The following is a 26,788-nucleotide window of genomic DNA, read 5'->3' as shown; positions in this document are numbered from 1 at the left end:
GGATAGGCAACAATGGGTGGGTGACCAGGAGCACCGCCGCTCGCGCGGCCCGTCTCGACCAGGTTTGCGCCAGCGCCGTCGACGTGGCGCGGGATGGCATCACCGAGGTCGACTCGACGGACATTGGCGATCATCTGGGTGCGATCGCCGAGGGCGACCGCCTGGTGACGCATCTCTTCGAGTGCCAGCTGGCCGGCTACCGGGGCTGGCGGTGGGCGGTGACGGTGACCCGGGTGCCGCGCAGTCGGCAAGTCACGGTCTGCGAGACCTTCCTGCTGCCCGGCCCGGACGCGATGATGGCGCCGAGCTGGCTGCCGTGGCAGGAGCGGCTCCAGCCGGGCGATCTCGGCGTCGGCGACCTGCTGCCCACCATGCCGGACGACGATCGGCTCGTTCCCGGCTACCTGCTCTCCGACGATCCCGCCGTCGAGGAGACCTCCTGGGAACTCGGTCTCGGCCGGCCCCGGGTGATGTCCCGGGAGGGGCGGATGGAGACCGCCCAGCGGTGGTACGACGGAGATCACGGCCCGACGGCGCCGATCGCCGCCGCCGCGCCCCGGACCGCGCGCTGCGGAACGTGCGGTTTCTACCTGCCGCTGGCCGGCGCCATGCGCCAGGCGTTCGGGGTCTGCGGAAACTTCTTCGCTCCCGACGACGGCCGGGCGGTCAGCGCCGACCACGGCTGTGGCGCGCACTCCGAGACGATGCTGGAGGCCACCGAGACGCCGGTCGACGAGCTGCCGACGATCTACGACGACAGCGAGGTGGAGGCGATCGCGGTCAGCCGGGCACCCGGCTCGGTCGACGCCGCCGAGCCGGCGGAGCCGTACGGGCACGGCTGAGCGGTGGCTTCCGGTACGTCGCGGTACCGGCGGGGTTCAGGCCGCGCCGCGCCGGCGTCGGCGGTTGGCGTCGTGCCGGAGCATCACGGCCAGCCCGGGGAAGCCGACCAGGAAGCCGGCGAGGCAGGTCCAGAGCCAGTTCTCGTGTCCCCGGTCGGTGAGCCAGTCCCGGAAGAAGACCAGGAGCACCAGTCCGACCACGGCCCAGGCGACGATCCCGGCGACGGCGAACGGCACCATCGGCGGGTCGAGCGGCTCGATCTGCGGCTCCTCGGGCACCGTTCCAGCGTACGGCCGCGCGGGTCGTTGTTGGTAACCGGGCAGGTCTTGGTCGGTAACCGGTGATCTGGGACGATGCGCGGATCAAACTCGAATAACCCTCGCGAGGATCCGATGGACAACAGCCCGGCCGAGCCCGCCTCCCGGGCCGACAGGCCCGCCCCCCGTAACGCCTTCGACCGGTACTTCGAGATCACGGCACGCGGCTCGACGCTGAGCCGGGAGATGCGGGGCGGCCTCGCCACCTTCTTCACGATGGCCTACATCGTGGTGCTCAACCCGCTGATCCTGGGCAACGCCGTCGACGGCGACGGTGCGAAGCTGGCCATTCCGGCGCTGGCCGCCGGGACCGCGCTGGTGGCCGGGATCATGACGATCCTGATGGGCGTCGTCGGCCGGTTCCCGCTGGCGCTGGCCGCCGGGCTCGGAGTGAACGCGCTGGTGGCGTACGAGATCGCGCCGCAGATGACCTGGGCCGACGCGATGGGCCTGGTGGTGATCGAGGGTGTGATCATCGCCATCCTGGTGCTCACCGGGCTGCGTACCGCCGTGTTCCGGGCGGTCCCCACGCAGCTCAAGACCGCGATCGGGGTGGGCATCGGGCTCTTCCTGACCATCATCGGGCTGGTGGACGCCGGGTTCGTCCGGCGGCTGCCCGACGCCGCCAACACCACCGTGCCGGTCGGGTTGGGCATCGGCGGCAAGCTGGTGACCTGGCCGGCCCTGGTCTTCGTGCTCGGCCTGCTGGTGACGCTCGTGCTGGTGGTACGTCGGGTCCGGGGCGCGATCCTGATCGGCATCCTCGCCTCGACGGTGCTGGCGATCGTGGTCGAGGCGATCGCCAAGGTCGGCCCGTCGATGGTGGACGGGCGGCCCAACCCCGCCGGCTGGTCGCTGAACGTTCCGGCGCTGCCGGAGAAGGTGGTGGACACCCCCGACCTGTCCCTGCTGGGCGAATTCGACCTGCTCGGCTCCTGGCAGCGGGCCGGCGTCCTCGTCGCGATCATGTTCGTCTTCACGCTGTTGATCACGGACTTCTTCGACACGATGGGCACGATGGTCGCCGTCGGGCAGGAGGCCGATCTGCTCGACGAGCGGAAGATGCTGCCGCGTACCCGGGAGATCCTCTTCGTGGACTCGGTCGCCGCGGCGGCCGGCGGTGCGGCGAGCACGTCGAGCAACACGTCGTACATCGAGAGCGCGGCCGGGGTCGCCGAGGGTGCCCGGACCGGCGCGGCCAACCTGGTGACCGGCGGGCTCTTCCTGCTGGCGATGTTCCTGGCGCCGCTGGTCGTGGTGGTGCCGTTCGAGGCGGCGTCCGTGGCGCTGGTGATCGTCGGCTTCCTGATGATGACCGCGGTGCGGACCATCGACTGGAACGACTACGAGATCGCGATCCCGGCGTTCCTCACCATCGTGCTGATGCCGTTCACCTACTCCATCTCCAACGGCATCGGGGCCGGCGTGATCAGCTACGTGCTGGTCAAGGCGGCCCGGGGCAAGGCCCGCGAGGTGCACCCCCTGTTGTACGGGGTGGCGGCGCTCTTCGTGCTGTACTTCCTGCGCGGCCCGATCGAGACCCTGCTGTTCTAGTCTGCGAACCGCCCATCCCGGGCGGTGACGGTGGTCATAACGAGTGGTCGTTAGCCTGGCTTATTAGTTAGGCTAACGATCGTGACGGAGTGGACGGTGATGGCGAAGCGCATGCCACCGGCGCAGCTTGCGACGTTGCTGCGCGACGCGATCACCCGACTGAACCGACGGGTACGGCAGACCCGACCGGTGGGCGACCTCACGGCGACCCAACTCTCCGCGTTGACCAGCCTGGAGCTGGCCGGCGCGTTGACGCCGCGTGAGCTGGCCGACACCGAACGGGTCCAGCCGCCGACGATGACCAAGATCGTCGCGAAGTTGGAGGAGCGCGGTCTCGTACAGCGCACCCCCCATCCGACCGACGGCCGCCAGGTCATCCTCGCGGCGACCGACTCCGGCCGCGCGGTGCTGGCCCAGTTCGACCGGGCCCGCAACGAGTGGCTGGCGAGCCGGCTCGCCGAGTTGACCCTGGAAGAACGCGACGCGCTCCAGCGTGCCGCGGAGATCCTGCAGAAGGTGGCGCGCGACTGACCGCCGCACAGCTTCGGGTCCGCTTCGTCCACCAGGACTCCCGGCCGCAACGCGGAGGCCGGGGATCGACGGATGACGCGTACGACCCGAGGAGGCGCACCCCGAGTGCGGGCAAAGCTGAGCACCACCTTCCAGTCCATGACGATTCGCAACTACCGACTCTTCGCCACCGGCCAGCTGATCAAGTTGATCGGCGTGTGGATGATGTTCGTCGCACAGGACTGGCTGGTCCTCGATCTGTCGGACGACTCGGCCACCGCGCTGGGCGTGGTCGTCGCGTTGCAGTTCACCCCGGTGCTCCTGCTCACCCTGCTCTCCGGCCGGTTGGCCGACCGGTACGACAAGCGGATCCTGCTCTTCGTCGCGAACACCACCTGGAGCATCCTGGCGCTGGCCATGAGCACGCTGGTGATCACCGGCGTGGTGCAGCTGTGGCACGTTTTCGTCTTCGCCGCCCTGCTCGGTACGGCGAACGCGGTCGAGACCCCGGTACGGCAGTCGTTCGTCTCCGAACTCGTCGGTACGCCACTGCTGCCGAACGCGCTGGCGCTCTCCGCCGCGACGTTCAACTCCGCCCGGATCATCGGCCCGGCGGTGGCCGGGGTGGCGATCGCCCTCTTCGACGTCGGACCGGTCTTCATGATCGCGGCGGTCGGCTCGATCGCCCCGCTGGTCAGCATGATCCGGATTCGCCCCGCCGAGCTGCACCGCGACGACCTGCCACCGGTCAAGGACCGTGATTCGGCCCGGGTGATCGACGGTCTGCGGTACGTCGCCCGCCGCTCCGACCTGGTGCTGCCGATGGCCCTGATGTCGGTGATGGGGATGACCCTGTTCAACTTCCAGCTCACCCTCGCCGCGCTGGCCAAGACCGTGTTCAACACCGGCGCCGCCTCGTTCGGCCTGTTCAGCACCGCGCTGGCGGTGGGCGCGCTGGCCGGGGCGTTGGCCGGTAGCGGGCGGCGCAGCCGACCATCGGTGTGGACGGTGCTGGGTGCCGCGGTGGCGACCGGTGTGTTCGGCACCCTGGTCGGGCTCGCTCCGACGTACTGGCTGGTCCTGACGCTGCTGCCGTTCACCGGGTTCTTCATGGTCTTCTTCGCCCAGGCCTCGAACCAGCGGGTGCAGCTCGGCGTCGACGCGGCGTTCCGGGGCCGGGTCATGTCGCTGTGGGTGCTGGTGTTCCTCGGCACCAACCCGGTGGGCGCACCGATCATCGGCTGGATCGCCGAGCGGTTCGGCGCCGGGGCGAGCATCTGGATCGGTGGACTGATCTCGATGACCACCGCCGTGGTGGCACTGGTCTGGCAACTGCACCGGACCGGCACCCGGTTGCGACTGCGCATCCTCCCCCTGCCGCGCTTCTACGTGGTGCCCCCCGCCGAGGTGTAAGGAAGGGCCCCTTCTTATCGCTTTCTGTATAGGAAGGGCCCCTTCTTAACCCGGTTCGGCCGGGCGACGGATCGGCGGCCGGTGGAAGTCGTACGGGTCTGGTTAGGTGGTGGAATGCTGCGAGTCCGACTACTGGAGTGCCTGGCCGCCGACCAGGCCCGGCTACGGCAGGTAGCGTCGACCGACCTGACCGCCGCCGTGCCGAGCTGTCCGGACTGGAATGTCGAAGACCTGGTTCGGCACGTCGCCGTGGTCTACCTGCACAAGGTGGAGTGCATGCGGTCCGGGCGGGCGCCGGAGGACTGGCCGCCGGACCTGTCCGGCGAGGAGCCGGTGGCCGTGCTCGACCGTGCCTACCGCGCGCTGCGCGGCGAGTTCGACAGCCGGGACGCGGCCGCGGCGGCACCCACCTGGTACGACCCGAACCAGACCGTCGGCTTCTGGATCCGTCGGATGACGCAGGAGACGGTCATCCACCGGCTGGACGCGGAGTTGGCGACCGGCCAACCGGTCACCGACGTTCCCCCGGACCTCGCCATCGACGGCATCGACGAGGTGCTCCGGATCTTCCTGGCCTACGGGACCCGACGCTGGCCGGAGGACTTCTCGGAGGTCCTGCCCACGTCGGCCGTACTGGTCCGGGCGGCGGCCGGGCCGGCGAACTGGCTGATCCGACTCCGGCCGGACGCTGTGGAGGTCGAGTCCGTTCCGACCGACGCCGTGCCGGCGTTCCCCGAGTCGCGGGTCACCCCCGGGCAGCGGGCCGCGCCGGCCACGGAGTCGACCGGCGCCCGGGCGTCCGGGGTGGAGGATGACGGTGCCGGCCCGGCCGCGTCGATCAGTGCCGCTCCGGACCAGCTGTTGCGCTGGCTCTGGCGGCGCTCGGCCGAGGACGCGGTCAGTTGGACCGGCGACCGGGCGGCCGTGGACCGGCTCCGCCTGGCGCTCGGCCCGGCGACCCAGTGACAGCCTGCCCGGCAGCTCGGCGACAGTCCGGCCCGGAGGCGCCGTGATGTTGGGATCGGCGGCTCAGGGACATGAATATTCGTTGATTGCAAAACGGGTGGCGAGGCGGGTTACCGCCGTTTAGCGTCGGAGGATGTGGCCATCGTGCATGCTTTCGCGCTGCCGCTGGCAATTCTCGCCGTGGTCTGTCTGCCGGCGGTCGTTGCGGCACTGATCTGCGCGGACGAGCTGATCGACCGTTTCGTCTGCTGGATCGCGGACCGGAGGGAAACCGCTCGGCTGCGTCGCGCGATCAACCGACTCGACCGGACGTTCGAAGTGGATTCGCTGAATCGAGAGGTCGATCTCACCGAATTCGATCGGGTGGATCATCCGGCCTTCGAACGGATCGCCGCGGACCTGCGCCGACTGGGCGGCCAGCGGCTCGGCGTCGCCGGCCGGTCACGGCTCTGGCAGAACGCGGTCCTGGAGGCGTACGACGACCGGCTGCGGTTGGCGAGTCGGTGCCTCGGGGTGGCGGAGCACCTCGGTGACCTCGACGGAGTCGACCTGGAGATCGAACGGGTCCGGGTCGAGGGGGAGTTGCAGGCCGCCGGGCTGATCCTGCCGGCTCCACACGCCGGCCCCCGCCACGGCAGCGCGTGAGCGGATGCCGACCGACGTGAACGCCGGTTCCGCCGTACGGCTCGGGGTGGTTCTGGACGGGGTGCCGCCGTGCGGCTCTTCGTAGCCATCTACCCGTCGCCGGAGGCGTTGGAGGACATCGCCGAGCAGACGAAGCGGCTTCGCATCGGGGCGGCGGCCGGCGCCGGGATCAACGTCCGGCTGGCGCCCCGGTCGAACCTGCACGTCACCGTCGCGTTCCTCGGTGAGGTCGCCGACGATCGTCTGGGCAGAGTGGAGGACGCCCTCACCCGCGCCGTCCAGGACTGGCGCCACCCGCCCGCCACACAGCAACGCGGGACCAGGGCCGGACGCCGACGCGGGATCACCCTCCCCGCCGAGCCGGCCGTTCCGGTCGGGCTGGCGGTAGGTGCCGAGCCGGCCGTGCCCGTTGAGCCGGCGGTAGGTGCCGAGCCGGCCGTTCCGGTCGGGCTGGCGGTACCCGGTGGTGAGCGGGCGGCGGAGTCCGGGCCGGCCGCGCCCCGGCTGCGACTCGGCGGCGGTGGGCGGTTCGGCCGGGGCCCGTTCACGGTGCTCTGGGTCGGTCTGCTCGGCGAGGTGGACGCCGTACGCCGACTGGCTGCGGCGACCCGGCGGGAACTGCGGCGGGCCCGGGTGCCACACGACTCCCGGCCGCTGCGGCCACACCTCACCCTGGCCCGGCCCGGCGAGCGACTGGACCGGGCGAGTCTCGACGAGGACCTGCGTATCCTCGACGGCTACCGTGGCCCGTCCTGGCCGGCGACCGAGTTGGTGCTGGTCCGCAGCCACCTCGGCCCCCGGCCGACGTACGACCGGCTGGCGACCTGGCCCCTGTAGGGGCTGCCGCCGATCCGACCGGATTCGGCTCCCCGACCTACCAGGCCCAGGCTTCCGGCCCCGGACCGCCCTTGCCGACCGGCGGAAAGAGCTCGTCCAGCCGAGTCAGGGTGTCGTCGCCCAGTTCGACCGTGAGCGCGCCGAGCGCGGCGTCGAGCTGCTGCACCGTCCGGGGTCCGATGATCGGCGCGGTCACCGCGGGCCGGGTCAGCAGCCAACCGAGCGCGACGTCCGCCGGGTCGTGACCGAGGTCGGCACAGAGTTTCTCGTACCCCTCGATGGCGGGCCGGCGTTCCGCCAGCAGCTTGCTGGCGTGCTCGCTGCGGGTCCGTCCCGCGCCGCCCTCGGCGAGCTTGCGGATGGCGCCGCCGAGCAGTCCGCCCTGCAACGGCGACCACGGGATGATGCCGAGGCCGTACTGTTCGGCCGCCGGCAGCACCTCCAACTCCACGTGCCGGGTCATCAGGTTGTAGATGCACTGCTCGGAGACGAGTCCGAGGAAGTTGCGCCGGGTCGCGGACTCCTGCGCCCGGGCCAGGTGCCAACCGGCGAAGTTCGACGATCCGACGTAGAGCACCTTCCCCTGGCTGACCAGGGTTTCCATCGCCTGCCAGATCTCCTCCCACGGAGTGGTCCGGGAGATGTGGTGCATCTGGTAGAGGTCGATCCAGTCGGTCTGCAACCGGCGCAGCGACTCGTCGCAGGCCCGGACGATGTGCCGGGCGGAGAGCCCCTGCTCGTTCGGCCAGTCACCCATCCGGCCGTACACCTTGGTGGCCAGGACCACCCGTTCCCGCCGGTCGTTCCCCTGGGCGAACCAGCGGCCGATGATGTTCTCGGTGACGCCCTCTCCGGTCTTCCGCCCGTAGACGTTCGCGGTGTCGAAGAAGTTGATGCCGTGTTCCAGCGCGCGGTCCATGATGGCGAAGCTGTCCGGCTCAGTGGTCTCCGGCCCGAAGTTCATCGTGCCCAGACAGAGCCGGCTCACCGACAGGCCGGTCCGGCCCAGATTCGTATATTCCATCCCCCCACCCTGCCACGCGGATCCGCCAGATGTCGATCATGGTGAGCGCGGGACCGATGGCACGGCGGAGGGTGTCGGGCCGACCGGGGTACGACGGATCGAGGAGCCGGGCCGATCGGGGTACGGGGGACTCAGGACCCGTCACGGGCGGCCGGGCCGCCGCCGAAGAGAACATCGTCCCAGCTCGGCAGGCGCTTGCGCGGCTTGCCCGACGCGTCTGCCGGCTCGGCCGCCGGAGCGGTGGCGCGGCGCGGCCGGAGAACCGCGAGCGAGGGCACGGCCGGGACCTCCTTGGGCGCGTCGGCGTCGTCGTCGAAGGCCGAACCCGGACCGCCGCCGAGCAGTGCCGCGGCGCCACCGGCCACGGGACGCTGCCGGGGGGTGTCCGGAGACGCCATCGAGGCGGCCGGGTCGAGCCCACGACCGGCGGTCGAACCGAGTGGCCGGTCGAGCGAGGCGAGCAGCGCGTCGCGGCCGGCCCGGATCGGGTCGCGGCCGGGTCGGGCGTGCTCGCCGGACGCCGCCGGCAGGCCGTGCCCGCCACGGCCCGGCTCCATCCGGGACGGGCCGGGCAGGGAGCGACCACTCCGCTCCGGAGCCGGCTCCTGGCCGATCAGCGGGGCGGGCCGCTCGGCGCAGAGGTACTGCGCCATGTCGTCGTGCGGCGTCACCGACTGGCGCGCCTTGTCGAGGTCCCAGATCGCCTGGGCGGTGGCCTTGCCGGAGGGCCAGGTCGCGACGATCCGCCACGTCCCGTCGTCACGTCGGTAGGCATCCCAGGAGATCTTCTCGGTGTCGATGCCGTGCTGGGAGAGCCGGCCGTCGACGATCTCGGCGAGCGGGGTCGGGTTCTCGGCGTTCCTCAGCCGGGTACGCCGGGCGTGCTGGGCCAGCATCGCCCGCTCCTGAAGGACCGGACCCGCGTACCGGAGGACCCGGTCGACCGGCACTCCGGCGATTCGGGCCACGTCCTCGGCGGACTCGCCCGACCGGATCCGTGCCTGGATGTCCCGGGGTGACAGCGAGGGCACCGGCTCGGTGCCGGGACTGGCCGTGACCAGTGGAGCGCTGCCCGGTTCGGTGTGCAGGACTGTCGCGACCCGCTCATCGATCGGCAGCGCGAGAAGACGGCCCACCTCGTCGGTGAGCACCATAGCTTGGCCGTCCTCGGAGAGGGCGACGAAGCGTACTGGCCGCATCGCGTAGCCTCCGTCCCGCCTCGCTGGCCCCACGCCACAGGTCAGACACCCCGGCGTCCTCGATACACGGTACGCCCGTCCGTCATCCCTTGGGGGGAGCCACGCCCGCATGTCGCGGGTGAGCTGGGTTAATTGATCAATCGGGTCGGGTCGCCCGTCCGAGCGGCCCGACCCGATCGACCAGGCGGCTCAGAGCCGGTCGACCACGTAGTCGACGCAGGCCGTCAGCGCCTCGACGTCGCTCGGCTCCACGGCCGGGAAGAGGGCGACCCGCAGCTGGTTGCGGCCCAGCTTGCGGTACGGCTCGGTGTCGACGATCCCGTTCGCGCGCAGTGCCTTGGCGATCGCGGTGGCGTCCACACCGTCGGCGAAGTCGACCGTGGCCACCACATTGGAGCGCAGTGCCGGGTCGGTCACGAACGGGGTCGCCACGGCGGACCGCTCGGCCCAGCCGTACACGATGGAAGCGCTCTCGGCCGTGCGCTTGGCCGCCCAGGTCAGCCCGCCCTGCGCGTTCATCCAGTCGGTCTGCTCGGCGGCCAGGAAGATGGTGGCCAGCGCCGGGGTGTTGTAGGTCTGCTCCAACCGGGAGTTGTCGATCGCGGTGACCAGGTCGAGGAAGGCCGGGATGTACCGACCCGAGGATTTGATCTCGGTGGCCCGGGCCAGCGCGGCCGGCGACATCAACGCGATGTAGATCCCGCCGTCGGAGCCGAAGCACTTCTGCGGGGCGAAGTAGTAGACGTCGGTCTCCCGTACGTCGACCTCCAGGCCGCCGGCGCCGGAGGTCGCGTCGACCAGCAGCAGCGCGTCGTCGTCGGCACCGGCCACCCGGCGGAGCGGTACGGCGACTCCGGTCGAGGTCTCGTTCTGCGGCGTGGCGTAGACGTCGACGCCGGCCTCGGCGACCAGCGACGGTGCCGTGCCCGGATCGGCCTTGCGGATGGTCGGCTCGCCGAGGAACGGCGCGTCCTTGACCGACTTCGCGAACTTGGCGCCGAACTCGCCGAAGCTGGCGAACTGGGCCCGGTCGCGGACCAGCCCGAAGGCGGCGACCTCCCAGAAGGCGGTGGCGCCACCGTTGCCGAGCACGACCTCGTACCCCTCGGGAAGGGAGAAGAACTCGGCGATGCCCCGGCGCAGCCGGGCGACCTGGTCGCGGACGGTCTTCTGCCGGTGCGAGGTGCCGAGGTACGTCGTGGCGACGTCGGCCAGTGCGGAGACCGCCGCAGGACGCACCTTGGACGGGCCGCAGCCGAACCGGCCGTCAGCGGGTTTGATCTCGTCAGGAATCCGAATGGTCGATACGTCAGCCACGGTTACGAAGATCCTTCCGGTGGGCCGGGGGCCCTGGAGCCGAGCGGTTTATCCGGCGACGCTGCCGCCCACCCATCCTCGCACCTCGACCACGGGGGCCACCCCGCGATCCCATCGCGGCGGGTGAGTCGTCGCCCACATGTCTGAGGCGTTAGGAAGGGCCCCTTCTTCTACAAAAAACGATAAGAAGGGGCCCTTCCTTGCAGCTGTCAGACGTCGTGTGGGACGGCGTCCCAGCCTTCGACCTGGGCGGGCTTGCGGGGGGCCGGGCCGGTGTACCGGGCGGCCGGCCGGACCAGCCGCTTCAGCTTCTTCTGCTCCAGGATGTGGGCGCTCCAGCCACCCATCCGGGCGCAGGTGAACATGGAGGTGAACATGTGCGCCGGCACCTCGGCGAAGTCGAGCACCACGGCGGACCAGAACTCGACGTTGGTCGCGAGTACCCGGTCGGGCTTGCGGGCGTGCAGCTCTTCCAGGGCGGCCTTCTCCAGCGCCTCGGCGATCTCGAAGCGGGGGGCGCCGAGCTCCTTGGCCGTACGCCGGAGCACTCGGGCGCGCGGGTCCTCGGCCCGGTAGATCCGGTGGCCGAAGCCCATCAGCCGCTCGCCCCGGTCCAGTACGCCCTTGACGTACCCCTCGGCGTCGCCGCTGCGCTCGACCGCCTCGATCATGTGCAGTACCCGGGACGGCGCGCCGCCGTGCAGCGGGCCGGAGAGGGCGCCGATGCCGGAGGAGATGCAGGCGGCGGCGTCGGCACCGGTCGATGCGACGATCCGGGCGGTGAAGGTGGAGGCGTTCAGGCCGTGCTCGGCGGCCGAGATGAAGTACGCGTCGACGGCCTTGACGTGCCGGGGGTCGGGTTCACCCCGCCAGCGCTTCATGAACCGCTCGACGATGGTCTCCGCCTTGTCAATCTCCTTCTGCGGTACGGCCGGCAGGCCGAGTCCACGGGCCGACTGGGCGACGAAGGACAGCGCGGTGACCGAGACCCGGGCGAGGTCTTCGCGGGTCTGCTCGTCGGAGATGTCGAGCAACTGGGAGAGTCCCCAGTACGGGGCGAGCATCGCGACCGCGGACTGCACGTCGACCCGGATGTCGCCGGAGTGCACCGGCACCGGGAACGGCTCGGCCGGCGGCAGGCCGGGACCGAACCGGCCGTCCACGAGCAGCGCCCAGACGTTGCCGAACGAGACCTGACCGATCAGATCCTCGATGTCGACCCCCCGATAGCGCAGCGACCCCCCTTCCTTGTCAGGCTCGGCGATTTCGGTCTCGAAGGCGATCACGCCTTCCAGCCCCGGTTTGAAGTCGGACATCTGCGCTCCTGGATCGGTTGTCCGTGCACTCGGTGCTCATCCGGCGTGTCCGGCAAGAGCCCTTGGCTAACTCAGGGATGTATTCGTGCCATCTTGCCTGGTGGGTAACTAACTTTGCGAGAGGTCACGGTTGTGCTACACGCGACACGTACCGGCCGGGCGACCGTGGGTGGCGCCCGTACCGGTGGACCACCGCGCTCCGGTGCTGGTTCGCCTACTTTCTGTCGACCGACGAGGATGTGACGTGATGCGGGACACAGTTCCGCCGGCCGGGCTGCGCCGGGAGTACGAGTCGGTGGAAGGGCTCTCCCGAGCCGACCTGGCGGCCGACTGGTGGGCCCAGTTCCACCAGTGGTTCCTCGACGCCGTCGGCGCCGGGTTGCCCGAACCGAACGCCATGGTGGTGGCGACCGCCGACGCCGACGGCCGGCCCAGCACCCGGACCGTCCTGCTGAAGGGGTACGACGAGCGCGGGCTGGTCTTCTACACCAACCAGGAGTCGCGCAAGGGTGCCGAGGCGCGGGTGAACCCGTACGCCAGCCTGTTGCTGCCCTGGTTTCCGATGCAGCGGCAGGTGGTGATCTGCGGCACGATCGGGCCGGTGGACCGGGCCGAGACCGAGGCGTACTTCGCCGGCCGGCCCCGCGGCTCACAGCTCGGCGCGTGGGCGAGCCCACAGTCGGCGGTGCTTTCCGACCGGGCGGCACTCGATGCCCGGTTCCAGGCCGTCAACGAGCGCTTTCCCGACGGTGTGCCGGTGCCCGCGCCGCCGTACTGGGGTGGCCTGCGGGTGGTGCCGGGAACGGTGGAGTTCTGGCAGGGACGGGCCAGCAGGCTGCACGATCGGCTGCGCTACCGTCGGTCCGGTGCGGGAGATTGGATCATTGAGCGGCTTGCGCCTTGACCGGTAGTGACAAGGACGCGGACCGGCCGACGGCCGGTCCGCCGGGCAGGACTGCCGCCACGTCGACCGGGGGCGCCGCCGCACCGGGCGGGAGGTTCGCGCGGTTGGCGATGGACGTACGCCCGCTGCGGGTGCCGGCGTACCGGCGGCTGTGGATCGGCAACGGCGTCTCGATGTTCGGGTTCCAGCTCACCGCCGTCGCCGTACCGGTGGAGATGTTCGCGCTGACCGACGCGTCGCTCTGGGTCGGCCTGCTCGGGATCGCCGGGTTCGTTCCGCTGGTGGTGTTCGGCCTCTGGGGCGGCGCCGTCGCGGACGCGATCGACCGTCGCCGGCTGCTGCTGGCCAGTTCCGTCCTGATGTGGCTGTCCACCCTCGGGCTGCTGCTCCAGGCGGTGTTCCAGGTCGGCAGCCCGGTGCTGCTGCTGGGACTGGTGGCGGTGCAGACGACCGCGTTCGCGATCAGCTCACCGGCCCGGCAGGCGATCATCGCCCGGTTGGTACCCACCTCGCTGGTACCGGCCGCCAACACCCTGGGCTACACCACCTCCACCGCCGGTGGTGTGCTCGGGCCGCTCGCCGCGGGTCTGGTCTTCTCGGTCGGATCGGTCGAGGCGATGCTGCCGGTGCTGTACGGGGTGGACGCGGTGCTCTTCACCGTCTCGTTGTGGGCCACCTACCGGCTGCCTCCGGTACCGCCGATCGACGACGGGACCGGTGTTCCCCGCAGGGCCGGCCTGGCCAGCGTGGTGGACGGGTTCCGTTATCTGGCCACCACACCGGTGCTGCTGCTCTCCTTCGCCGTCGACATCATCGCGATGGTGCTGGCCATGCCCCGGACGCTCTTCCCGGAGGTGGCCGAGGAGCGGTTCGGCGGCGGTGCGGCGGTCGGCTGGCTGTTCAGTGCGATCGCGATCGGATCGGTGCTGGGCGGGCTCACCTCGGGCTGGATGAGCCGGGTCCGCCGGCAGGGCGTGGCCCTGGTGGTCGCGGTGGTCGGCTGGGGGCTGGCGATCGCCGCCGCCGGCCTGGCACGACAACTCTGGCTGGTGGTCGGGCTGCTCGCGGTGGCCGGGGCGGCCGACCTGGTGAGCGCGGTCTTCCGACAGTCGATGTTGCAGGTCTACGCGCCGGACCGGATGCGTGGGCGGTTGCAGGGCGTGAACATCATGGTGGTCGCGGGTGGCCCACGCCTGGGTGACCTGCGGGCCGGAATGACCGCCGCCGGGTTCGGAGTCGGGTTCGCCTGGGTGGGCGGCGGCGTGGCCGCGGCGATCCTCGCCGTGGTGCTCGTGCTCGTCTTCCCGGCCCTGCTCCGCTACCGGGCGCCGGCCGTGGAGGCCGATTCCGACGCCGATTCCGATTCCGATCTCAACTCCGGTTCCGGTTCCGGTTCCGGTTCCGGTTCCGGCTCGGCTGCCGGCCCGGCGCCGGGCACCGCGACGGGGTCGGCCGAGCCGGCCGGAGCGACCGGAACAGGGCCGGTGGCCAGGGCCGGTTCCGGCGCGGCGTCCGGTCAGCCGGGCGGCGCGTCCGGGTAACGGCTATGGTCCCGGCATGGACAACGTCAAGACGGCGACCCGGCCGCTCTCTGGTGCACAGTGGACGATCTCTGCCGCCGGCCAGGAGGCCGTGGTGGTCGAGGTCGGTGGCGGGCTCCGGGCGTACCGGGCGGATGGCGTCGACTACATCGACGGGTACGGGGAGGACGAACTTCCGGCCGGCAGCGCGGGCCAGGTGCTGGCGCCCTGGCCGAACCGGATCCGTGACGGCCAGTACACCTTCGCCGGACAGGCGTTGCAGCTGTCGTTGACCGAGCCCGACCGGCACACCGCGATCCACGGTCTGGTCAACTGGCTGCCGTGGCGGCTGGTCTCCCAGCAGCCCGACGCGGTGGTGCTGGGGTGCGAGATGCCCGCGCAGATCGGCTACCCGTGGCCGCTGGCGCTGGAGACCGAGTGGCGGATCGGCGCGGACGGGCTGCGGGCGCACCACCGGGTGACCAACGTCGGCCGCGCGGAGTGCCCGTTCGGCTTCTCGGTGCATCCGTACCTGCGGCTGCCCGGGGTGGCCGTGGACGACCTGCTGCTGCGGGTACCGGGTCGGAGCCGGTTGCTGCTGGACGGCCGGCTGCTGCCGATCGGGGCGGCGAAGGTGACCGGTGGCGAGTACGACTTCACCGAGCCGCGCCGGATCGGGGCGGCCGTCCTCGATGTCGCCTTCGGGGACCTGGACCCGGCGTTCGTCGACGAGGAGGGTTCCTCGGTCACGCTGTCCAGCCCGGACTCCGCCGCCGCGGTGAGCATCTGGGCCGATCCGTCGTTCGGCTGGTGGCAGGTGTTCACCGGGGACACCCTGACCGGTGACCGGCACCGGCGCTCGGTGGCGGTGGAGCCGATGACCTGCCCGCCGGACGCGTTCCGTTCGGGTCGGGACGTGATCGTGCTCGAACCGGGACAGACCTGGCAGGGCACCTGGGGCATCCGTCCCGGCGCCTGAGGTCCGGAAGGCAGACGATGGAGTTCTCGACGGTCGTCCGGCGGCGGCGGATGGTGCGCAACTACGACCCGGACCGGCCGGTACCGGCGGAACTGGTGGACCGGCTGCTGGACCACGCGGTCCGGGCGCCGTCCGCCGGTTTCTCGCAGGGCTGGGCCTTCCTGGTGCTGGAGGAGGCGGCGGACCGGGAGCGGTTCTGGGCGGCGACCAGCCCGAGCGCCGGCCGAGGCGACCCGGCGGCGGTCACCGCGAGCCGTTGGCTCACCGGGATGCGGCGGGCGCCGCTGATCGTGATTCCGCACGCGAACCGCTCGGCGTACCTGGACCGGTACGCCGAGCCGGACAAGGGCTGGACGGATCGCGACGAGAACCGTTGGCCGGTGCCGTACTGGTACGTCGACAGCGGGTTCGCCGCCCTGCTGATGTTGCTGACCGCGGTGGACGAGGGGCTTGGCGCCTGCTTCTTCGGAATTCCGCCGGAGCGGACGGAGTCGTTCCGCGACGAGTTCGGAGTGCCCGGCGAGTTCATGCCGATCGGGGCGCTCACCATCGGTTATCCGGCACCCGACCATCGGTCACCGTCACTGCGTCGCGGTCGTCGCCCGGTCGACGAGGTCGTACACCGGGGTCGGTGGGGCTGACAACCTGACCGGGTCCGGTCAGGTTGCCTCCGAAGGTAGTAACGAAACTGACATCCGCGGACAAACCAAGAGGTCGTCGGAGGTCGCTAGGCTGACGGGCGTCATTGGTACGGTGCGGTTGCGGGGTGGCATGCCGCAGGGGGTAGTGAAGCAAGGGGTCAGGCCAGCACGGCCATGGGGAGGGAGCGTGCCGTCGTGATCTTCAAAGCGGTTCGGGACGGGCGTCCCTACCCGGACCACGGGCTCACGTTGAAGCAGTGGGCTGAGATCCCGCCACGTCCGCTGCGGCTCGACCAGCTCATCACCACCAAGCGGGAACTGGCGTTGGACAAGCTGCTCGCCGAGGACTCCACCTTCTACGGCGACCTCTTTCCGCACGTGGTGCAGTGGAGCGGTGGCCTCTACCTGGAGGACGGGCTGCACCGCGCGCTCCGGGCCGCCCTGCAACAGCGGAACCAGATCCACGCCCGGGTGCTGGTGCTGCCGCCGTCCTGAGCCGGCGGGTGCGCGATGATCAGCCGCTAGGGTGGCGGTCATGAGCGAGCGGAGTGCCGGCATGAGTGGACAAACGGATCGGGCCCGGATCTCGCCGTTGGAGCTGCTCGACCTCGACGGCTTGCTTCCCGAGGAGGACCGGCAGATCCGCGCCGTCGTGGCCGAGCTGGTGACGACCCGGGTACGGCCGCACGTCGCCCGCTGGTACGAGATCGGTCAGGCCCCGGTCCGGGAACTGGCCGTGGAGTTCGGCCGGGTCGGCCTGCTCGGCATGCACCTGACCGGGTACGGCTGCGCCGGCGCCTCGGCGGTCGCGTACGGGCTGGCCTGCCTGGAGCTGGAGGCGGGCGACTCGGGCGTACGGTCACTGGTCTCGGTGCAGGGCTCGCTGGCGATGTACGCCATCTGGCGGTACGGCTCCGAGGAGCAGAAGCAGCAGTGGCTGCCCCGGATGGCGGCCGGTGAACTGATCGGCTGCTTCGGACTGACCGAGCCCGACCACGGCTCCGACCCCGCCTCGATGGCCACCCGGGCCCGGCGGGACGGCACCGACTGGGTGCTCAGCGGCGGCAAGATGTGGATCACCAATGCTCCCGTCGCCGATGTCGCGGTGATCTGGGCCCGCACCGACGAGGGCGTACGCGGCTTCGTCGTACCCATGGCGACGCCCGGGGTGACGGCGCGGGAGATCCGGCACAAGATGTCGTTGCGCGCCTCCTCCACCGGGGAGATCGTGCTCGACGACGTCCGGTTGCCGGCGGACGCGCTGCTGCCGACGGCGACCGGGCTGAAGGCTCCGCTCTCCTGCCTGACCGAGGCGCGGTACGGCATCGTCTGGGGTGCGCTGGGTGCGGCCCGGGACTGCCTGCACACCGCTATCGACTACGCCACCAGCCGGGAGCAGTTCGGCCGGCCGATCGCCGGTTTCCAGCTCACCCAGGCGAAGCTGGCCGACATGGCGGTCGAGCTGCAGAAGGGCTACCTGCTGGCCCTGCACCTGGGCCGGCTGGCCGACGCCGGCACGCTGCGCCCGGAGCAGGTCAGCGTGGGCAAGCTGAACAACGTCCGGGAGGCGATCGACATCGCCCGGCAGTGCCGGACGATCCTGGGCGCCAACGGCATCAGCGGCGAGTACCCGGTGCTGCGGCACGCCAACAACCTGGAGAGTGTGCTGACCTACGAGGGCACCTCCGAGATCCACCAGTTGGTGATCGGGCAACGGTTGACCGGCCTGGCCGCGTTCGGCGGATAGTGGCGACGCCGCCCGGCAAGGGCGAGGGGGCGGTCAGGCGACCTTTTTCGCGGACCGGATGGCGGTGGCCAGCGTCTCCAGGGCGGCGGCGCTGGCCGCGTAGGAGAAGAGCGGCTCGCTGTTCCAGCCGACGATCTGGTTCGCCTTGACCGCGGGCAACTGACCCCAGGTCGGCTTGCCGGTCAGGTCCTTCGGTTGCAGCGTGGAGCTGCGGTTGTCCAGCAGCAGGACGTCGGCCGGGTACTTGCCGGCGTTCTCCCAGCTCAGGCTCTCGAAGTAGCCGAGGCCGTCCACCTTGTCCGGCACGATGACGTCGAGGCCGAGCTGCTTGTAGTAGAGGATGTCCGCGTTGACGCCGGGGTTCGAGGCGTAGAAGAGGTCGGGGGCGGCCGAGCAGGCGAGCACCTTCAGGCCCGGGTTGGCTGCGGCGGCCTGCCGGATTCCCTCGGCGGCCTTCTCGAACCGGGTCTTCGCCTCGGTCACCGACGCGGCGTTCAGGTCGGCGCCGAGCGCGGCGGCGAGCTGGGCGTGCCGGTCGATCACCTTGTCCAGCGGAGCCCGGGAGGCGACCAGGGCGACGGTGGGTGCCAGTGGGGTGATCTTGTCCTTGCTCTCGTCCGGCACGTACCAGAGGGAGTTCTTCTCGTACTCGTGGGTTACCAGCAGTTCGGGCCGCAGCGAGACGTACTTCTCGATGTTGAACTCGCCCCAGGTGTTGCCGATCACCTCGACCCTGGCGACGTCCAGGTTGCCGGCCTGGACGTCGGGGCGGCCGTCGGCCAGCCTGGTCGGGCCGAAGACGCCGACGAGCCGGTCGGTGACGCCGAAGTCGTGCAGCGCGGCGGCGGTGCCGACGAACGCGACGACCCGGGACGGCCGGCTGGCCGTGGACGCCGTCTGCCCCCGGTCGTCGGTGAAGCTCCAGGCGCCGTCGTCGGCCGGGCCGGCTCCGGGGTCGTCCTGCCCGCAGGCGCTCAGCAGGGCGCCGAGGCCGAGTACGCCGGCCGCGCCGAGCAGGTTCCGGCGGGTGAGGTGACGGTGCTGGGGCATGGCGGGGACTCCTCGACTGGCGCTCGGGGGAGCGTTGGCTGACCGATCGACGCCGGGTGACGAACCTACCCGGCGGCATTAGGTTAGCCTGGCCTAAGTTCAGCCTGTCAAGTTGCGCCGTCCTCGTCCGAACCGTGCGGCCCCGGCCCCGCAGCGGTCCGCCCGCGCCCGGACCCCGCTCCCGCCACCTCGATCACCGTTCCGCCCCGGACGGGGTTGAAGTTGCCGACCGGGGGTAGCCCGTCCCGTGGGTAAGGCCGCCATCGCCGATCACGGGCTGCTGGCCGACGGGCGCAGCGCGGCGTTGGTCGACCGGGAGGGCTCGGTCAACTGGTGGTGCCCGGAGCGCTTCGACGCGCCCTCGGTGTTCTGCCGGCTGCTGGACTCCGACGGCGGCCACTGGTCCATCCGCCCGAGCGACGACCGGTTCGAGGTACGACGCGAGTACCTGCCCGACACGCTCGTGCTGCGTACGGTCTTCAGCACCGCGCACGGCGAGGTGTCGGTGACCGACGGACTCGTGCTGGAACCCGGTTCCCGGGGACACCAGATCGCCCGGCGGTCCCCGGGAGTGCTGGTCCGGGTGGTGGAGGGCAGATCGGGAACGGTTCCGCTGACGTTGACGTACCGCCCCCGGTTCGAGTACGGCCGCCGCACCGCCTACCTCCTCCCACGCAACGGCACGCTCGTCGCGACGGCCGGACCGACCACCCTGACGATGACCAGCCCGGTGCCGCTGACCTGCTCCGGCCCGGACGCGTCGGCCCGGTTCGCGATCGACGCGGGGCAGCGGCGGACGTTCGTCCTCGCGTACCGGCCGACGTACCACGACGTACCACCGGCTGGGCTCGACGCCCGGGACCCACTCGGCGACACGGTCGAGGGCTGGCGGTCCTGGACGGGCCTGCACGACTACCAGGGGCGTTATCCGGACCTGGTCCGGCACAACGCCCTGGTGTTGCAGGGGCTCACCTACCAGCCGAGCGGCGCCGTCATCGCGGCGGCGACCACCTCGTTACCGGAGCGGATCGGCGGGGACCGCAACTACGACTACCGGTTCGCCTGGCTGCGGGACTTCAGCATGACCCTGCGGGCGCTCTGGGTCGCGGCCTGCCCGGACGAGGCGACCCGGCTGTTCCGCTGGGTGGCCTCGGCGGTCGGCCAGGTCGACGGGCAGCCGGTACCCATCATGTTCGGGGTCGAAGGGGAGCGGGACCTGACCGAGCGGCGGATCGAGACGCTGCGCGGGTACGCCGGCAGCTCGCCGGTCGTGGTCGGCAACGAGGCGTGGCGGCAACGGCAGCTCGACGTACTCGGTGAGGTGATGGACGCGGCCTGGCGGCTGCGCGATTACCTCGACCCGCTGCCGCCGGAGGTACGCGACCTGCTCAGTTCCCTCGCCGACCAGGCGGCGACGAGCTGGCGGGAGCCGGACGCCGGGATGTGGGAGGCGCGTGACGCGCAGCGGCACTACCTGTCGTCCAAGGTGTTCTGCTGGGCGGCCCTGGACCGGGCGGTACGGTTCGGCGACCGGATCGGGGACGCCGCCGACCTGGCCCGCTGGGCGGCGGCCCGGGACGAGGCCCGGGAGACGATCCTGCGGGAGGGCTGGAACGCCGACCGGGGTGCGTACACCGGCGCGTTCGGCTCGGACAAGCTCGACGCCAGCGTCCTGATCATGCCGATCGTCGACTTCCTGCCGGCGACCGACGACCGGATGCGGGCCACCATCCGGCGGGTCGAGGAGGAGTTGTCCGACGACGGCCTGCTCCGGCGCTGGGACACCGATCCGGCGGCCTTCACCCTCTGCTCGTTCATGCTGGTGCACTGCCTCGCCCTGGCCGGCGAGCGGGACCGGGCCGCCGCGATGTTCGACCGGATCGCCGGCACCGCGAACGACCTGGGGCTCTTCGCCGAGCAGGTCGATCCGGGCACCGGCGAGCAGCTCGGCAACTTCCCACAGGCGTTCTCGCACATCGGACTGATCATCGCGGCCTGGGAGCTCACCACGACCGAGCCCGCCGCGGTGTGACCGCCGTGGAGCGACCGGGCCCGACCGACCGAACCCCGACCAGTACGTGCCGATCCGGTGGCGACAGGAGAGTTCCGTGAACGACTATCCACGCACGATCGTTCCGATCGACCACGTCGAGCCGGCGGCCCGACGGATCCGCGCCGTCCTCAACGGCGAGATGGTGCTGGACACCAGGAACGCCCGGTACGTCTGGGAGTGGCCGCACTACCCGCACTACTACATCCCGTTCGTGGACGTGAACCAGGAGATGCTGGTCGACGAGCAGGACGTCGAGCAGTACAGCCGGGGAACGGCCCGCCAGTACGGTCTCCGGGTCGGTGACACCTACCACCCGGGCGTGGTCCGGGTGCACACCGAGAAGTCCATCGAAGGGCTGCCGGACATGGTGCGCTTCGAGTGGGACGCCCTCGACGCCTGGTTCGAGGAGGACGAGGAGGTCTTCGTCCATCCCCGCGACCCGTACACGAGGGTGGAGGCGTTGCGTTCGACCCGGCACGTACGGGTCGAACTCGACGGCACGCTGTTGGCCGAGACCCGGTCACCCGTGCTGGTGTTCGAGACCGGCGTACCGGTCCGCTACTACCTCAACCGGACCGAGGTGGATCTCGGCCGGCTGACCGCCACGGACACCATCACGGCGTGCCCGTACAAGGGGAGGACCAGCAACTACTGGTCGGTCCGGACCGACGGCACCACCCACCAGGACGTCGCCTGGGCGTACGACTTCCCCAGTCACGTGTTGCAGCCGATCGCCGGAATGGTGTGCTTCTTCAACGAGCGGACCGACCTGATCGTCGACGGTGAGCGGCTTACCCGGCCACAGACCCGCTGGTCGAGGTAGGCGGGTCCGCGTTGCCCGAGGAGTGGCTGGGGCGCGTCGTCCAGGTGCTGGTCACCATCGTCGAGGCGGTGGGAGCGGCGGTGATCTTCATTGGAGCGGTCTGGACGGCCGCCCGGTTCGTGGTGACCGGGATCCGGCACCGCTCCGCCGCCGTCTTCACCCCGATCCGGCTGTCGCTGGGCCGGTTCCTCACGCTGGGGCTGGAGTTCCAGCTCGCCGCGGACATCCTGCGTACCGCCGTCTCGCCGAGCTTCGGGCAACTCGGCCGGCTGGCCGCGATCGCCACGATCCGGACCGCGCTGAACTACTTCCTCGGCCGGGAGATCCGCTCGGAACAGCGACAACTCGGCGGCCCGGCCGCTGACCGGCGAGCTGGCGATCCGGCCGCTGACCGGCGCCCCGGCGATCCGGCGGCCGATCGGCGATCCGAGAGCGCGACGGACCATCGATGAAGCCGCTCGGCACCCTGGTCACCGCCCTGGCGTTGGGTTCGGCGGCGGTGGTCCTGCTGACGACCGGCTCCTGGCGGGTAGCGATCCGGGTGCTGCTCGACCTGTTGACCGCCGCCGGCCTGATCCGGCTCGCCGCCGCGCAGGGCTGGATCGATCTCGCCAGTGCCGCGGTGATCGTCCTGCTCCGCCAGGTGGTCTCGGCTGTCCTGCTGAGGCCGCGCCAGCCACCGGACGCCGGACAGTGAGTGGGGGCGCGGCCCGCCATCGAGCAGGTGGGGCTCGACGGCGGGCCGCTGGTGGTCGGGGGCCGGGCATCGCCGCGTGCCCGTTCCCGACCGTTCCTTAGAAGCCGCGCCTACTGTTCGGGTCCGAGGCGACGGCGAGTACCTGCTGCAGGCCCCGGTAGGCCGGCTTGGGCTGGAAGTTCTCGTCCATCGGGGTGGCCGAGCCCTGGCCGTCGAACCAGCCGGGAACCCAGGAGTACTTGTCGCTGAAGCCCCACACGGTGAACATCACGCAGCGCGGGGTGAGCAGGCAGGCCTGGAGGAGCGTGTTGAAGCTGCCCACCTGTCCGGCCGTCTTGTACGTGTCGACCGGCAGGAAGAACCGCACGTCGACCTCGGTGAACGCGGTCTGCAGGCCGAGCCGGTCGAACCGGCGCAGGTTCTCCGGCGCGTCGATCGGCAGCGGGTACTGGAGGTCCAGGTGGCCCTGGAAGCCCATGCCGTGCAGCGGGACCCGCTGCTTGAGCAGTTGCTTGGCCAGCTCGTAGTACGCGGTGCTCTTCGGGTTGATGTTGTCGGTCGCGTAGTCGTTCAGGAAGAGCTTGGCGCTCGGGTCGGCGGCGTGCGCCCAGCGCAGGGCGTCGGCGATGTAGTTCGGGCCGAGGTGCTGCCGGAAGATCGTGTCACGCAGTACCGGGCTGTCGCCGTCGGTGAACGCCTCGTTGACCACGTCCCAGGCGCGGATCTTGCCCCGGAAGTGCTTCACCACGGTGGTGATGTGGTTCCGGACGATGGTACGCAGCTCGGCGGGGCTGATCGAGCCGTCGGCGACGCCCTGGGTCAGCCAGGCGGGAAGCTGGTTGTGCCAGAGCAGGGTGTGACCGTGCACCTTCTGCCCGTTGCGCCGGGCGAAGTCGACCAGCTCGTCGGCCGGCGCCCAGTTGTACTCACCCCGGGCCGGCTCCAGCGACTCCCACTTCATCACGTTCTCCGCGGTCACCGCGGAGAACTCCCGGGCCACCCGGGAGCGGTACTCGGGGTCGGCGTCCAGGGCGGTCATGTCGACCGCGGTGCCGATGCCCAGGCCGTGCTCGCGGGCCAGCGTCCGCAGCGGCAGGTCCGTGGACGGGGCCGGGGGTACGTGCGCGACGCTGCCTCCGGTCGCCACCTGCGCGGCGATCCCGCCGGTCACCTTCGTCGGCGCGGCGGTGGCGGTCGATGGTCCGATCGAGTAAAGCGAACCGGCGGCCAGTACGCCGACGAGAACGATCCGAAACTTTCTCATCCGTTCGAAACCTCCACGGGTGTGGTTCGTAGCCAGTTGCCGGCAGGGCCGGCGTTGTCACGCACGGGGGACGGGTGCGCGTGCATCCCTCCCGGAACGCGAGCCGGGCATCGATTTGCTGCACGTCGTGCTGTCGGAGATCCGACACCAATCGATCGCGGTCGTGGCCTTCTCGAACGTCGTCGATGGTGCTATGTGGCCGTACGTCAGCCGCCGGCCATCGCCGCCGCGAACTGCTCCGGGGTGAGTTCCGATCGGAACAGCCGTTGCAGGTTGGCGTTCAACCTCGTCGCGGTGCCCGGCTCCAGCGCCTGGTCCCAGGCGAGGCTGTACGACGGCGCCCGCGCCACCAGTTCGTGCACGGAGACGGCGAACCCGGCGTGGTCCGTACTCCGCAGCCGGTCGGCGGCGTCGGTGACCGGGGGCACCTCGCCGTCGGTGACCAGGTCGTCGAGGTAGGCGTCGGCGGTGACGTCCCGGACGAACTCGATCGCGGTCTCCCGGTGTCGGCTGGCGGCGGTGACCGAGAAGTACTGGGCCGGAATCCCGACCAGGTCCGCCGGGTTTCCCGCCCCGCCGGCCATGCTCGGGAACGGCACCCAGCCCAGTCGGCCGCCGAGGACGAAGTCCGGATTCTGGGCCAGCTGGGTGGGGTACTCCCAGGTTCCCATCAGCTGCATCGCGGCCCGCCCGGTCGCCAGCAGGCGCGGCGCGCCGCCGTCGTCGTAGCCGAGGGAGGAGAAGTCGTCACCGAACGCGCCCCGCTCGGCGAGATCCTGCGCGGCCAGCAACGCCTGCGCCACCGCCGGTTTCGACCAGGCGCCCGGCCGGCCTTCCACGATGTCGGCGGTGGTCCCGGGGCCGCCGATCCGTTCGGCCAGGTACATCACGTACATCAGCTCCGTCCAGCCCTGGGCGCCGCCCAGCGCCAACGGGGTGATCCCGTCGGACTTGAACTCGTCCACCAGGGACAGCAGGTCGGCGTAACTGCGCGGCGGAGTCAGCCCGGACCGGGTGAAGACGTCCTTGTTGTAGAAGAGCACCGTCGGATGCGTACCGCTCATCGGCAGTCCGTACTGCCGGCCGTCGACCATGCCGCCGGCCAGGGCGCTGGGCAGGAACCGGTCGACGGCGGCCGGTGGCCCGGCCAGGTCGGCCAGTCGACCCGCACGGGCGAGCCGGGCGAGGGTGGCGCCGCCCCAGCTGACGAAGACGTCCGGGCCGTCCGACGAGTCGACCGAGGTACGCAGCTTCTCCTTGTAGTCGTCGTTGCCGAAGGTGAACAGTTCGACGTCGGCCTCGGCCGACCTGTTGTACCGGTCCACCAGTTGCCGCAGGGCCGAGTCCTGCCCCGGCGGGGTGATGGCCCACACCCGGATCGTCGCCGTACCGCCGTTCGCCGGGGGCACCGGAGACAGCCCCCGCCCCCGGGTCAGTTCCGCCCCGGTCAGGGTGACCGCCAGGACCAGGATCGCGACCGCCGCACTGGCGAGCCCGGCGCGCTGCCGCCGTCTGCGCCGGTAGCGCTCGCGGATCGTCGCGATGGCGCCGGGAGCGGCCGGTGGCAGCGCGGCCTGCGCCTGGGTGAGGGTGGCGACGACCTCCTCGGCGAGCCTCCCATCCTCCACAGGCCCGATCTTGTCAGCCACGTGCGCTCCGAATCGCCGGCTGGGTGGTTGCCAGATGTGTTCGCAGGGCCCGTCTGGCCCTCGCGTACCGGCTGGAAACCGTGCCCGGTGGATCGCCACAGATCGCCGCGATCTCGCTGAAGGTGTACCGGTAGAGCACGTGCAGCACGACGACGGTGCGTTCGGGCTTGCCGAGTTCCTGCAACGCCTGCCACAGCGCGCCGTTGGTCACCACGGCTCCGGCCGGATCGTCGGGCCGGTGGTCGACCTCGTCGCTCGGCACCTCCCGGCGCGACCGTCGCCACCGGCTCACGTTCCGGGTCACGATGACCTGCCGGGCGTACGCCTCGGGGTTGTCCCCGGCCTTGCGCCACCGCTGCCAGACCTCGACCACCGCGATCTGGGCCAGGTCGTCCGCCTCGGCGGCGCTGCCGCTGATCAGGTACGCGAACCGCCGCAGCGCGTCCAGGCGCGCCCGAGCGAACTCCTCGGCGTCGCCGAACGCACCACGGGCCATCAAGGTCCCCCCTCCGGTACGCCGGACGCCGAATGTCGTCAATCCGTTGGGTCGAACCTATCGGCTGCGGACCGGTACATCACCGCTGTGCGCCGTCGGCCTTCCGGTCAGACCTGTGCTGACCGGGCGGTCAGCCGTTCGGCGAGTTCGACGGCGTTCCGGAACAACATCGCCACAGTGGTCGGACCGACCCCGCCGACCCGCGGGGTGATCGCGCCGGCCACCTCGGCACATGTCTCGTCGAGGTCGGGCAGCAGCCGGCGACCCGCGTACCGGACGCCGCCGCCGATCGCGACCGCGCCGGGCCGCAGGTGCTCCGGCCGGACGATTCCGGGTACGCCCACGGCGGCGACCACGATGTCGGCGCGCCGGGTGTGCCGGTCCCAGCCGGGTACGCCGCTGTGCACGAGGGTCACCGCCGCGTCGGCGGTGGATCGCTTCTGGCTCAGCAGCAGCGAGAGTGGACGGCCGAGCGTCGTACCCCGACCGAGCACCACCACGTCGCGGCCGGCTACCGGGACCTCGTAGAAGGCGAGCAGCGCCTCGATGCCGGCCGGGGTGCACGGCACCGGGCCGGGCTGCCCGGTGGCGAGCCGACCCAGGTTCTCCGGGTGCAGCCCGTCGACGTCCTTGTCCGGGTCGATCGCCGAGATGGCGGCCGGGTAGTCGATCTGCGCCGGGGTCGGGTGCTGGACCAGGATGGCGTGTACCCCGGGGTCGTCGTTGTAGGCGCTGATCGCCCGGACCAGGTCCGCCTGGCTGGCCGTACCGCTCAACTGGGTGTGCGGCGAGGCGAAGCCGAGTTCGGTGGCACGCTGCTGCTTCATCCGGATGTATCCGACGCTGGCCGAGTCGTCGCCGACCAGGATCGTCGCCAGGCTCGGTACCACACCGGCCCGGCGCAGTGCGGCGGTCCGGGCGGCCACGTCGGCGAGGACCGCTTCGGCGACGGGTCCACCGGGCAGCAGCCGGGCGGTGCGCGGCGTACCAGTACTGGTCACGGGGCTTCCACCTCTGTCGCGGG

General features: G+C 71.1%; 26 protein-coding genes and 1 pseudogene. 17 read left to right on the top strand and 10 right to left on the bottom strand.

Annotation, left to right across the window (positions count from 1 at the left end; genetic code table 11):
• Window positions 1–2 precede the first annotated feature (2 nt).
• Entirely contained in the window at window positions 3–842 is an 840-nt protein-coding gene (locus H4W31_RS05520; RefSeq protein WP_192771867.1) for a DUF3027 domain-containing protein, read from the top strand.
• Between the two features lie 36 nt (window positions 843–878).
• On the opposite strand, the gene H4W31_RS05515 is transcribed toward H4W31_RS05520, so the two are convergent.
• Window positions 879–1,082 carry a DUF2530 domain-containing protein gene (locus H4W31_RS05515; protein WP_225946186.1) on the bottom strand — a complete coding sequence of 68 codons (204 nt, stop codon included), beginning with the start codon at window positions 1,080–1,082 and terminating at the stop codon, window positions 879–881.
• Between the two features lie 153 nt (window positions 1,083–1,235).
• Here H4W31_RS05515 and H4W31_RS05510 point away from each other — a divergent pair, with 153 nt between their 5' ends.
• The 6 genes from H4W31_RS05510 (at window position 1,236) to H4W31_RS05485 (ending at window position 7,085) form a co-directional block, all read left to right on the top strand.
• A complete protein-coding gene (locus H4W31_RS05510; protein ID WP_225945403.1) occupies window positions 1,236–2,714 on the top strand; it encodes an NCS2 family permease in 1,479 nt (492 codons plus the stop codon).
• An 81-nt stretch (window positions 2,715–2,795) separates the two neighbouring features.
• Window positions 2,796–3,245, top strand: coding sequence for a MarR family winged helix-turn-helix transcriptional regulator (locus tag H4W31_RS05505; RefSeq protein ID WP_192765652.1), 450 nt, complete (start codon window positions 2,796–2,798; stop codon window positions 3,243–3,245).
• A 105-nt stretch (window positions 3,246–3,350) separates the two neighbouring features.
• Window positions 3,351–4,637 carry an MFS transporter gene (locus H4W31_RS05500; protein WP_192765651.1) on the top strand — a complete coding sequence of 429 codons (1,287 nt, stop codon included), beginning with the start codon at window positions 3,351–3,353 and terminating at the stop codon, window positions 4,635–4,637.
• A 114-nt stretch (window positions 4,638–4,751) separates the two neighbouring features.
• Window positions 4,752–5,603, top strand: coding sequence for a maleylpyruvate isomerase N-terminal domain-containing protein (locus tag H4W31_RS05495; protein WP_192765650.1), 852 nt, complete (start codon window positions 4,752–4,754; stop codon window positions 5,601–5,603).
• Window positions 5,604–5,738: 135 nt separating this feature from the next.
• Complete coding sequence (locus H4W31_RS05490) at window positions 5,739–6,248, top strand: hypothetical protein (protein ID WP_318783035.1); 510 nt, start codon at window positions 5,739–5,741, stop codon at window positions 6,246–6,248.
• A gap of 69 nt (window positions 6,249–6,317) precedes the next feature.
• On the top strand, window positions 6,318–7,085 hold the full coding sequence (locus H4W31_RS05485; RefSeq protein ID WP_192765649.1) for a 2'-5' RNA ligase family protein: 768 nt from the start codon (window positions 6,318–6,320) through the stop codon (window positions 7,083–7,085).
• A gap of 37 nt (window positions 7,086–7,122) precedes the next feature.
• On the opposite strand, the gene H4W31_RS05480 is transcribed toward H4W31_RS05485, so the two are convergent.
• From H4W31_RS05480 to H4W31_RS05465, 4 genes are all read right to left on the bottom strand, one after another.
• Entirely contained in the window at window positions 7,123–8,109 is a 987-nt protein-coding gene (locus tag H4W31_RS05480) for an aldo/keto reductase (RefSeq protein ID WP_192765648.1), read from the bottom strand.
• Window positions 8,110–8,240: 131 nt separating this feature from the next.
• The gene (gene sepH / locus H4W31_RS05475; RefSeq protein ID WP_192765647.1) at window positions 8,241–9,308 is read right to left on the bottom strand and encodes a septation protein SepH; all 1,068 of its coding nucleotides are present in this window, start codon (window positions 9,306–9,308) and stop codon (window positions 8,241–8,243) included.
• A 189-nt stretch (window positions 9,309–9,497) separates the two neighbouring features.
• Entirely contained in the window at window positions 9,498–10,625 is a 1,128-nt protein-coding gene (gene serC / locus H4W31_RS05470) for a phosphoserine transaminase (protein WP_192765646.1), read from the bottom strand.
• A 209-nt stretch (window positions 10,626–10,834) separates the two neighbouring features.
• Window positions 10,835–11,941, bottom strand: coding sequence for a citrate synthase 2 (locus tag H4W31_RS05465; RefSeq protein ID WP_192765645.1), 1,107 nt, complete (start codon window positions 11,939–11,941; stop codon window positions 10,835–10,837).
• 247 nt (window positions 11,942–12,188) lie between these two features.
• Between H4W31_RS05465 and pdxH the strand changes: the two genes are divergently transcribed.
• The 6 genes and pseudogenes from pdxH to H4W31_RS05435 all read left to right on the top strand — a co-directional run bounded on the left by pdxH (window position 12,189) and on the right by H4W31_RS05435 (window position 17,732).
• On the top strand, window positions 12,189–12,845 hold the full coding sequence (gene pdxH / locus H4W31_RS05460; protein WP_192765644.1) for a pyridoxamine 5'-phosphate oxidase: 657 nt from the start codon (window positions 12,189–12,191) through the stop codon (window positions 12,843–12,845).
• Between the two features lie 110 nt (window positions 12,846–12,955).
• Window positions 12,956–14,191: pseudogene (locus H4W31_RS05455) on the top strand (MFS transporter); the annotation flags it as partial.
• A gap of 211 nt (window positions 14,192–14,402) precedes the next feature.
• Complete coding sequence (locus H4W31_RS05450) at window positions 14,403–15,344, top strand: aldose 1-epimerase family protein (protein WP_192765643.1); 942 nt, start codon at window positions 14,403–14,405, stop codon at window positions 15,342–15,344.
• Between the two features lie 17 nt (window positions 15,345–15,361).
• Window positions 15,362–15,985: a nitroreductase family protein gene (locus tag H4W31_RS05445; protein ID WP_192765642.1), complete on the top strand. Its 624-nt coding sequence runs from the start codon at window positions 15,362–15,364 to the stop codon at window positions 15,983–15,985.
• Window positions 15,986–16,180: 195 nt separating this feature from the next.
• Window positions 16,181–16,480, top strand: coding sequence for a type II toxin-antitoxin system VapB family antitoxin (locus H4W31_RS05440; RefSeq protein WP_192765641.1), 300 nt, complete (start codon window positions 16,181–16,183; stop codon window positions 16,478–16,480).
• Between the two features lie 88 nt (window positions 16,481–16,568).
• The gene (locus H4W31_RS05435) at window positions 16,569–17,732 is read left to right on the top strand and encodes an acyl-CoA dehydrogenase family protein (RefSeq protein ID WP_192771864.1); all 1,164 of its coding nucleotides are present in this window, start codon (window positions 16,569–16,571) and stop codon (window positions 17,730–17,732) included.
• Window positions 17,733–17,765: 33 nt separating this feature from the next.
• Here the strand turns inward: H4W31_RS05435 and H4W31_RS05430 are convergent, their stop codons facing one another.
• Window positions 17,766–18,782 carry an ABC transporter substrate-binding protein gene (locus H4W31_RS05430; RefSeq protein ID WP_192765640.1) on the bottom strand — a complete coding sequence of 339 codons (1,017 nt, stop codon included), beginning with the start codon at window positions 18,780–18,782 and terminating at the stop codon, window positions 17,766–17,768.
• 247 nt (window positions 18,783–19,029) lie between these two features.
• On the opposite strand from H4W31_RS05430, the gene H4W31_RS05425 reads away from it, so the two are divergent.
• The 4 genes from H4W31_RS05425 to H4W31_RS05410 all read left to right on the top strand — a co-directional run bounded on the left by H4W31_RS05425 (window position 19,030) and on the right by H4W31_RS05410 (window position 22,355).
• Entirely contained in the window at window positions 19,030–20,814 is a 1,785-nt protein-coding gene (locus tag H4W31_RS05425; protein ID WP_192765639.1) for a glycoside hydrolase family 15 protein, read from the top strand.
• Window positions 20,815–20,890: 76 nt separating this feature from the next.
• Window positions 20,891–21,658, top strand: a complete 768-nt coding sequence (locus H4W31_RS44135) for a DUF427 domain-containing protein (RefSeq protein ID WP_192765638.1) — start codon at window positions 20,891–20,893, stop codon at window positions 21,656–21,658.
• Window positions 21,659–21,669: 11 nt separating this feature from the next.
• On the top strand, window positions 21,670–22,110 hold the full coding sequence (locus H4W31_RS05415; RefSeq protein ID WP_192765637.1) for a DUF1622 domain-containing protein: 441 nt from the start codon (window positions 21,670–21,672) through the stop codon (window positions 22,108–22,110).
• Window positions 22,107–22,355 (top strand): hypothetical protein, encoded by a 249-nt coding sequence (locus tag H4W31_RS05410; protein ID WP_192765636.1) that lies wholly within the window; start codon window positions 22,107–22,109, stop codon window positions 22,353–22,355. Before H4W31_RS05415 ends, H4W31_RS05410 begins: the two co-directional genes overlap by 4 nt.
• 97 nt (window positions 22,356–22,452) lie before the next feature.
• Here the strand turns inward: H4W31_RS05410 and H4W31_RS05405 are convergent, their stop codons facing one another.
• The 4 genes from H4W31_RS05405 to H4W31_RS05390 all read right to left on the bottom strand — a co-directional run bounded on the left by H4W31_RS05405 (window position 22,453) and on the right by H4W31_RS05390 (window position 26,765).
• On the bottom strand, window positions 22,453–23,619 hold the full coding sequence (locus tag H4W31_RS05405) for an endo-1,4-beta-xylanase (protein WP_192765635.1): 1,167 nt from the start codon (window positions 23,617–23,619) through the stop codon (window positions 22,453–22,455).
• A 206-nt stretch (window positions 23,620–23,825) separates the two neighbouring features.
• Window positions 23,826–25,247, bottom strand: a complete 1,422-nt coding sequence (locus tag H4W31_RS05400) for an ABC transporter substrate-binding protein (protein WP_192765634.1) — start codon at window positions 25,245–25,247, stop codon at window positions 23,826–23,828.
• 13 nt (window positions 25,248–25,260) lie between these two features.
• On the bottom strand, window positions 25,261–25,764 hold the full coding sequence (locus H4W31_RS05395) for a sigma-70 family RNA polymerase sigma factor (RefSeq protein WP_192765633.1): 504 nt from the start codon (window positions 25,762–25,764) through the stop codon (window positions 25,261–25,263).
• Between the two features lie 107 nt (window positions 25,765–25,871).
• Window positions 25,872–26,765: a bifunctional 5,10-methylenetetrahydrofolate dehydrogenase/5,10-methenyltetrahydrofolate cyclohydrolase gene (locus H4W31_RS05390; protein WP_192765632.1), complete on the bottom strand. Its 894-nt coding sequence runs from the start codon at window positions 26,763–26,765 to the stop codon at window positions 25,872–25,874.
• Between the last annotated feature and the right edge of the window lie 23 nt (window positions 26,766–26,788).

Origin of the sequence: Plantactinospora soyae, from assembly GCF_014874095.1 — a bacterium.
GTDB lineage: Bacteria > Actinomycetota > Actinomycetes > Mycobacteriales > Micromonosporaceae > Plantactinospora > Plantactinospora soyae.
Note: the sequence above shows the minus strand (reverse complement) of the source record. Positions and strands in the feature narration are given on the sequence as shown.

Coding starts and splice junctions, on each gene's coding strand:
- H4W31_RS05515 (WP_225946186.1), bottom strand. CDS start 1,082: ATGGTGCCGTTCGCCGTCGCCGGGATCGTCGCCTGGGCCGTGGTCGGA.
- H4W31_RS05510 (WP_225945403.1), top strand. CDS start 1,236: ATGGACAACAGCCCGGCCGAGCCCGCCTCCCGGGCCGACAGGCCCGCC.
- H4W31_RS05495 (WP_192765650.1), top strand. CDS start 4,752: ATGCTGCGAGTCCGACTACTGGAGTGCCTGGCCGCCGACCAGGCCCGG.
- H4W31_RS05480 (WP_192765648.1), bottom strand. CDS start 8,109: ATGGAATATACGAATCTGGGCCGGACCGGCCTGTCGGTGAGCCGGCTC.
- sepH (WP_192765647.1), bottom strand. CDS start 9,308: ATGCGGCCAGTACGCTTCGTCGCCCTCTCCGAGGACGGCCAAGCTATG.
- H4W31_RS05465 (WP_192765645.1), bottom strand. CDS start 11,941: ATGTCCGACTTCAAACCGGGGCTGGAAGGCGTGATCGCCTTCGAGACC.
- pdxH (WP_192765644.1), top strand. CDS start 12,189: ATGCGGGACACAGTTCCGCCGGCCGGGCTGCGCCGGGAGTACGAGTCG.
- H4W31_RS05450 (WP_192765643.1), top strand. CDS start 14,403: ATGGACAACGTCAAGACGGCGACCCGGCCGCTCTCTGGTGCACAGTGG.
- H4W31_RS05445 (WP_192765642.1), top strand. CDS start 15,362: ATGGAGTTCTCGACGGTCGTCCGGCGGCGGCGGATGGTGCGCAACTAC.
- H4W31_RS05430 (WP_192765640.1), bottom strand. CDS start 18,782: ATGCCCCAGCACCGTCACCTCACCCGCCGGAACCTGCTCGGCGCGGCC.
- H4W31_RS05410 (WP_192765636.1), top strand. CDS start 22,107: ATGAAGCCGCTCGGCACCCTGGTCACCGCCCTGGCGTTGGGTTCGGCG.
- H4W31_RS05405 (WP_192765635.1), bottom strand. CDS start 23,619: ATGAGAAAGTTTCGGATCGTTCTCGTCGGCGTACTGGCCGCCGGTTCG.
- H4W31_RS05395 (WP_192765633.1), bottom strand. CDS start 25,764: ATGGCCCGTGGTGCGTTCGGCGACGCCGAGGAGTTCGCTCGGGCGCGC.